Here is a 7166-nt window from a genome sequence, read left to right as displayed (position 1 = left end):
CAGGCGTGCGACCTCGCGGCGGACAGAATCAAAGCAGGAAAGAATGATGGCTTCCGGCGTATCGTCCACGATGATCTCCACTCCTGTAGCGGATTCCAGGGCCCGAATATTCCGGCCTTCTCGGCCGATAATTCGCCCCTTTACATCGTCGCTCTCCAGGTTAAATACGGAAACGCAATTCTCGATCGCCTCTTCGGTTCCGATCCGTTGGATGGTATTGATCACGATCTTCTTGGCTTCCTGCTGGGCCGTGAGTTTCACTTCCTCCAGGGTGTTTTGGAGGTAAGACATGGCATCGGACTTGGCCTTCTCCTTTAGGGATTCAAATAATTGGGCACGGGCTTCCTCAGCTGACAAACCGGAGATGACTTCGAGTTGCTGTACCTGGCTGTGGTGCAGTTTCTCAAGTTCGGACTGTTTCTTTTCATAAAAGTCCCTTTTGTGATCTACTTCCCGAAGTTTGGATTCAAGCTTTTCAGATTGGCGCTTGACCTTCGCAAGTTCACTGCTAATCTGGGATTCTTTGTCGCGTGTTCGTTTTTCCGCTTCGGCAATCTTCTTGTCTTTGCCGATAATTACTTTTTCATGTTCGGCTTTTAATTCAAGGAATTTTTCCTTGGCCTGGAAGATTTTTTCTTTTTTGATACTCTCCCCTTCAATCTTTGCATTCTTGATAATTGCACTGGCATCTTTTTTAGCATTGCCAATCGTCTTGGAAGCTTTTCCCTTTTCAAGGATCTTTGCGATAACAAACCCGATGAGGATCCCTCCCACGGCTGCAATTATGATAATTGTTGTATCCATTTGTCATTATGGGTTAGGTAGCTAACTACGGCTACAAATTCTCTGTAATGGACCCCTAAAGGACCCGTACAGTACTGATTGATTTCAAAGCAATTGATACCAAAAAAAAGCCCACATTGATTAGAAGTTTTGTACAAACTCCATTAAACAGGTTTAGGGCTAACAGGCTGATCAAGGATCCTCAGACAAGGAGGCATGCTTTTACAACCTAAACTCACCCTTTTTAAAAGTAATAGTGTTGAGTTTGTCAAAAAATTGATACCAATGTGGGCAGTAACAAATGTTATGTAAAAGAACTTATTTCATGCTCAGTTTGGAATTTACCAGTTCATCAAGGGCTTGCAAACGCGCCTGTACTTCCCTGGTATCCTCCTGCTGGTCTATACCCCCCTGTTCTATCTTGGAGGCGAACTGTAAAGCACACATGGCCAGAACATCCTGTTTATCCCGAACAGCATAATTCTGCTCAAATTTTCTGGCCAGCTGTTCAATATTTTTGGCAGCTTTCCGCAAACCCTCTTCCTGACCTGGATCTATGGTCAGCGGGTATACGCGATCTGCTATTGAAAGCTTAATCTTAAGCCTTTCCGCCATATTGAAAGCTATGTGCTATTCAGCGAGTTGGGCTATACAATGGTCCAAATCTCTGATCAGCGAATTTATCTTGAGCTTTGCTTCTGTTTTATTAGTATCACTGCCCAGCATTGAACTTGCGAGTTTCAGGGATTCATATTTTTCCTCCCATTCCGTTTTGGATTTCTTGGCCTGCTCAAGTTGATCCTTCAAGAGGAGCATGTCCTGCTCCAATTTTGCGTTCGCCTGGCTCTGCAGCGTAAGCTTATGCAGCAGCTTGCTAACTTTATTCTCGAGAGAATCAACGATTTCAACCAATTCACTCATATGCAAATTTCAATGCCATTCCCACAAATTTAAGATAGTTAAGCTGACCGCGCAATTATTTTTGGAATTATTATTGCAGCTTTGCTGAAGGTGTTTGTTCCTAAAATGCAGGTAATTTGCCGCCCTGAAGACTATTATGACATTAAAGGCGTATTATTTAATTTCGCATCAAGCTTTATGGCTATGAAAATATATACAGTTGTGCTCTCCCTGTTGGTTGGATCAATGCTCTTTGGCCAGTCGCCCTACCCCAGGGATGTGTTCCGTCCCCCACTGGATATCCCCCTGATCCTGGCCGGTACTTTCGGGGAATTGAGGTCAAACCATTTTCACTCAGGAATTGATATCAAGACCCAGCAGCGACAGGGCCTGCCGGTTTATGCCATAGCAGACGGTACGGTTACGCGCATAAAAATTTCTCACTGGGGCTATGGAAAAGCACTTTATATCGCCCACCCCAATGGTTACACTTCGGTCTATGCCCACCTGCAAAAATTTGCCCCAGAGATTGAAAAATACGTAAAGGCAATTCAGTACCAGAAGAAATCCTACGAGGTAGAGATATTCCCGGACTTCGGGGAGATCAAGGTGAACAAGGACAGCGTGGTTGCTTTCACAGGAAACACTGGGGGTTCTTCAGGGCCCCACCTTCATTTTGAGATCCGTAACAGCGTCAACGAGCGGCCCACCAACCCATTGCTTTATGGTTTGGAAGTTCGGGATGCCACTAATCCGAGCCTTGTGGGTTTACACGCCTACCCCCTTTCCCCTGCTGCCCAGGTGAACCAAAGTAACCAAAGGGTACAACTTAACTTTACAAAGCAGGCAGACGGTACATTTTTGGCAGATACCGTAAGGGCGATTGGCACTATTGGCTTTGGCGTGAATGCCTTTGACCGGCAAGACATGGCCGCAAACAAGAATGGCGTGTTCGAGATACAGCAACTGGTCAATGGCAGGGTCTATACAGACTTCGATTTCGAATCCTTTTCCTTTTCAGAAACCCGGTACATCAATACATTGATTGACTATGAATACTTTGGAAGAAACCGGCAGCGTATTCAAAGGTGCTTCAAAGCTCCGGGAAACGAGCTGAGCATCTACAAGCAGCTCTACAATGATGGAAAGATCAATGTGAGGGAGGGCCTTACCTACAATGTGGAAATCAGAATAAAAGACCTGGAGGATAATCTGGTGAAAGTTGTTATTCCGGTGGAAGGTGTGCGAGACCCCCTGCTTAACATCAAGGAAAATGAAAAAACACCCTATTTACTGAAACACAACAAGCCCAATAATTTTGATCTTGGCATTGCTCGGGTCTTTTTCCCGGAAAATACCTTCTACCAGGATTTCCATATTGACTTGCAACCGGGGAAGGATACCGTAAGGATCCATAACAACAGTGTACCCGCTCATAGAAATTTCACGGTGTCTTTCGACGCCAGTAAATATTCCAGGGAAGAACGGCAACAAATGTTTATTGCCCGTCTCGATAAACAAGGAAAGCCGCAATTCATGAATACGTATAAAAATGGCACCGCATTTTCCACCAGGACCCGTTCTCTGGGGACTTACACCCTTACCCGGGATACGGTACCCCCTAAAATCAGGCCCAGGAACTTTAAGCAAAAACAATGGCTTACGAATTACCGTTACCTGAGCCTGAGGATCGGAGACGACCTGAGCGGTATCGACAGCTACAGTGCTACCCTGAACGGCGAGTGGATCTTAATGGAATACGAACCTAAAACCAGTACCCTTACTTATAACTTCGACGATGTGATCCTGGACAAAAAACAATGTAAGCTCGAAGTTGTCGTTACAGATAATGTAGGGAATTCAAGTACCTTTAGCAGTAGTTTTTTCAGAAGGTAAACGTTTGAGTTATCGAATCTTTTTTTGGCTGCTCTTATGCAGTCCACTCTTCCTATCTGCCCAGACCGCTACCGTAACAGGGATCGTGCTGGATGAGCAAAGGAACCCCCTGGCGGATGTCAACATCAGCGCCAATGACCGGGGTACAACCACCGATGCAACCGGTTTCTACCTGCTTGAAGTCATTGCCGACACCGAAGTCTCCCTGGTGTTTTCCCACCTGGGACACAAGGAAGTTATCCTCGAAAACCTCATCCTTACTACAAACGAAACCTTTGTTTTTAATCCAGTGATGAAGACCAGTGCAGTTCAGATAGACGAAGTGGTGGTAAGCCCGGGTGGTCGGAAGAAGCTGGAAGGCATCCTGAGCATTTCTCCGGAAACCATTAAACAGCTGCCGGGTGCCAATGCAGGGGTAGAAAATGTACTAAAATTACTGCCGGGAGTGGCCTCCAACAACGAATTAAGTACACAATATGCCGTGCGCGGGGGAAATTACGATGAGAACCTGATCTACATCAACGGCATTGAAATCTACCGGCCTTTTTTGGTCCGTTCTGGCCAGCAGGAAGGGCTGAGTGTAGTTAACAGCAGCATGATCAGCAACCTGACCTTTTCGGCAGGGGGATTTCAGGCAAGATATGGAGACAAGCTTTCATCAGTCCTGGATATTACCTATAAAACACCCTCCTCTTTTGGAATAACAACAGAAGCAAGTTTACTGGGGGCCAGTGCTACAGTAGAAAGCCGCTCGCGCAACAAGAAACTGAGTCAGATTACGGGGCTAAGGTACCGGGATAACAGCCTGCTCGTGAACAGCCAGCAAACTCAGAGCAACTACAACCCGAGTTTTGTGGACCTGCAGAGCTTTTTGAGTTATCAATTCTCAGAAGCATTCCGCCTGGACGTTTTGGGGGCCCTGGCGATCAACAAGTACAGGAACCGACCTTTGTCCAGGCAAACCAATTTTGGCACACTGGAGCAACCCCTTGCCCTCATCGTTTTCTTCCAGGGAAATGAACAGAACACCTACAGTACGGTACAAGGCGCACTGAAAGCCAATTTCTCCCCCGGGGAACGCACTGATTTATCCTTTACTGCATCTGCCTACCATCTTGTGGAAGAGGAACTATCCGATGTGATCGCGCAATACGAACTGGGCACTGTAGATAGTGATCTCAGCAGTGAGGACCTCGGGGAGGTCACCGCTTCACGGGGTATTGGCACACAGTTCAACAGGGCGCGTAACCTGCTGGACGGACTCATAATAGACATGGGCCACCAGGGCCGCCATACCTTTGGGGAAGGGATGCTGGAATGGGGAATCCAGTATCGCTATGAAGATTTCAGGGACCAGCTCCGGGAGGCAGAATTTCTGGATTCGCTCGGGATCTTTATCCGGCCTCCGGGATCCGCCCCGAATAGTCAACCAGACACCCCTTTTGCAGGGCCCATTCTCCCTTACGAAGGGGTAAGTGCCCTTAATTATGCCACCATTAACCGCTTTATGGGTTTTATTCAACTCAGCAGGCAAACGCAATGGAAGGGGATGGATGTATACTACAACCTCGGGGTGCGGGCCCAGAATTGGACAGTCACAGGAGAAGGATTTTCCCGTAACAGCCAGTTGTTCGTGAGTCCCCGACTTCAGCTTGGGATTAAACCTAATAGGGCCAGGGACATGCTTTTCCGCCTTTCTGCCGGCCTGTACCAGCAACCGCCTTTTTACAGGGAATTCAGGGATATCAATGGTGTATTGCAACCGGGGGTGATGGCGCAGAGGGATTTCCAGGTTATTTTAGGCCACGAGTACAGTTTTAAACTCTGGAACAGGCCATTTAATTTAACTTCTGAGGCCTACTATAAAAACCTGAGCCGGGTAAATCCGTATACGCTCGAGGATGTTCGCCTTCGCTATGCGGCCAATAACAATGCTAAAGCCTATGCCTATGGCTTTGATTTTCGCCTTCAAGGTGCCTTCGTCCCGGGCACGGAATCCTGGCTCAGTTTAGGTTACCTGAAGACGGAAGAGAACCAGGACAGAAGGGGATATATCTCCCGGCCAACAGACCAGCGATTTAAGGCTGCTTTATTGTTTCAGGACTATATCCCGGACCTGCCCAACCTGCGTATGTACCTGAACCTGGTATACAGCACTGGTTTGCCCGGTGGGTCGCCCAGTTACGCAGACCCCTATAATTTTCAGAATAGATTAAGAGATTACAGGCGGGCGGATCTTGGAATTTCCCATATTTTTGTGGACGAGAATACGACTTACCCGGAAGGCCACTGGCTGAATGGGGTGGAGGGATTGAGTGTAGGGTTTGAAATCTACAACCTGTTTAACAATCAAAATTCTATTACCAATACCTGGGTTCGGGATGTGGAGAGCAAGCAGCAATATGCCGTACCCAATTTTATGACCTCGCGTATTCTGAACATAAACGTGAAAGCGCGATTCTGAAACAAATGAAAAACTATTTCTTCCTTCTTTTATTGCTGACTTCTGCTTCGGTGTGGGCACAGAAGAATATTTATGAAAGCACGCGTTTTGAAGAACTCAGCATGAACCACAAAACGCTGGCCATTATCCCTTTTTTCACGAATCTGGATCTGGATGAAGACCTCAGCAAATCCGAGTTAAAGCGACTGGAAGAGTTAGAAGGGAAAGCGGTGCAGGATGCCCTGGAAACTTATTTTGGCAGGGGAAAGAAGCGGAAAAAATTTTCGGTGGATTTCCAGAATGTAGAAAACACCAACGCCTTGCTGGCCCAGAACAAAATTGATTACACTAATATTGACACCTTCACCATCAACGAACTAAGCGATATACTGGGAGTAGACGGGATCATCAGCGGCAATCTGGACCTCAACATCCTGCTGTCCCGCGGGGTTCCAACTGAGATGAGCTTTATAGATTACCTGCTGGGGGATGCCAATTATGGCCGTATAGGCATTAAGATCAGCGATGGGAAAACGGGAAAACTTTTGTGGAAATACGAAAACGAGATTACGAAGAAATCAGGCAGGAATACGACGGACCTAATAGATAAGATGATGAAAAAGATGACCCGAAGGTTCCCGTATGACAAAGAGCGGCAGAAGAACAAAAAACGCTCTTAGGAGGCTGCAAATTCTTTAAGGACATCCACAACATAATCCACCTCTTCCAGGGTATTGTATTTTGAAAAAGAGAAGCGAATAGACGGCTTTTTTCGCTCTTTCTCATCCAGTATTTCATTCAATACATGCGACCCTCCGTTGCTTCCAGACTGGCAGGCGCTTCCCTTGGAACAGGCAATTCCTTTGAGGTCCAGGTGAAACAAAAGCATCAGGGCCTTGTCTTCGTCGAAAGGCAAACGGACATTCACCAGGGTATAGGTGCTTTTATCAAGATCGCCGGAATGCCCGTTAAAGGCCACCCCGGGTATTTCTTTGATGCGTTCAATAAAGTGGGCTTTTAAGCCCTTAATGTATTCGGTCTCGGCGCGCAGGTTGTCATAGGCGGCTTCAAAAGCCGCTTCCAGACCTACGATATTGTGGAAGGGTTCCGTGCCTGCTCGATATCCCCTTTCCTGGGAACCTCC

At 46.9% G+C, this 7166-nt stretch carries 7 protein-coding genes and 1 other RNA gene; 3 read left to right on the top strand and 5 right to left on the bottom strand.

Going from position 1 to position 7166, the window contains the following annotated elements; translation table 11 throughout:
* From AC4E7D_RS09495 to AC4E7D_RS09480, 4 genes are all read right to left on the bottom strand, one after another.
* The coding region (locus tag AC4E7D_RS09495) for an Rnase Y domain-containing protein (protein ID WP_490173561.1) at positions 1–804 on the bottom strand (804 nt) is incomplete at its 3' end.
* 135 nt (positions 805–939) lie between these two features.
* A non-coding RNA gene (gene ssrS, locus AC4E7D_RS09490) (6S RNA) lies at positions 940–1048 on the bottom strand.
* A gap of 53 nt (positions 1049–1101) precedes the next feature.
* The gene (locus AC4E7D_RS09485) at positions 1102–1398 is read right to left on the bottom strand and encodes a cell division protein ZapA (RefSeq protein ID WP_490173560.1); all 297 of its coding nucleotides are present in this window, start codon (positions 1396–1398) and stop codon (positions 1102–1104) included.
* Positions 1399–1413: 15 nt separating this feature from the next.
* On the bottom strand, positions 1414–1704 hold the full coding sequence (locus tag AC4E7D_RS09480; protein ID WP_490173559.1) for a hypothetical protein: 291 nt from the start codon (positions 1702–1704) through the stop codon (positions 1414–1416).
* Between the two features lie 183 nt (positions 1705–1887).
* On the opposite strand from AC4E7D_RS09480, the gene AC4E7D_RS09475 reads away from it, so the two are divergent.
* From AC4E7D_RS09475 to AC4E7D_RS09465, 3 genes are read left to right on the top strand one after another with little or no spacing between them, the layout of a single operon-like run.
* Positions 1888–3579, top strand: a complete 1692-nt coding sequence (locus tag AC4E7D_RS09475) for a M23 family metallopeptidase (protein ID WP_490173558.1) — start codon at positions 1888–1890, stop codon at positions 3577–3579.
* A gap of 4 nt (positions 3580–3583) precedes the next feature.
* Positions 3584–6043: a TonB-dependent receptor gene (locus AC4E7D_RS09470; RefSeq protein WP_490173557.1), complete on the top strand. Its 2460-nt coding sequence runs from the start codon at positions 3584–3586 to the stop codon at positions 6041–6043.
* 5 nt (positions 6044–6048) lie between these two features.
* Positions 6049–6702: a hypothetical protein gene (locus AC4E7D_RS09465; RefSeq protein ID WP_490173556.1), complete on the top strand. Its 654-nt coding sequence runs from the start codon at positions 6049–6051 to the stop codon at positions 6700–6702.
* On the opposite strand, the gene AC4E7D_RS09460 is transcribed toward AC4E7D_RS09465, so the two are convergent.
* Positions 6699–7166 (bottom strand): aminotransferase class V-fold PLP-dependent enzyme (locus AC4E7D_RS09460; RefSeq protein ID WP_490173555.1); only part of this gene is annotated, 468 nt, incomplete at its 5' end. The two genes, AC4E7D_RS09465 and AC4E7D_RS09460, sit on opposite strands and share 4 nt — an antisense overlap.

The sequence above is a fragment of the Lentiprolixibacter sp. genome, assembly GCF_982873095.1.
This window is presented reverse-complemented; position numbering and strand designations above follow the sequence as displayed.

Coding starts and splice junctions, on each gene's coding strand:
- AC4E7D_RS09480 (WP_490173559.1), bottom strand. CDS start 1,704: ATGAGTGAATTGGTTGAAATCGTTGATTCTCTCGAGAATAAAGTTAGC.
- AC4E7D_RS09475 (WP_490173558.1), top strand. CDS start 1,888: ATGAAAATATATACAGTTGTGCTCTCCCTGTTGGTTGGATCAATGCTC.
- AC4E7D_RS09465 (WP_490173556.1), top strand. CDS start 6,049: ATGAAAAACTATTTCTTCCTTCTTTTATTGCTGACTTCTGCTTCGGTG.
- AC4E7D_RS09485 (WP_490173560.1), bottom strand. CDS start 1,398: ATGGCGGAAAGGCTTAAGATTAAGCTTTCAATAGCAGATCGCGTATAC.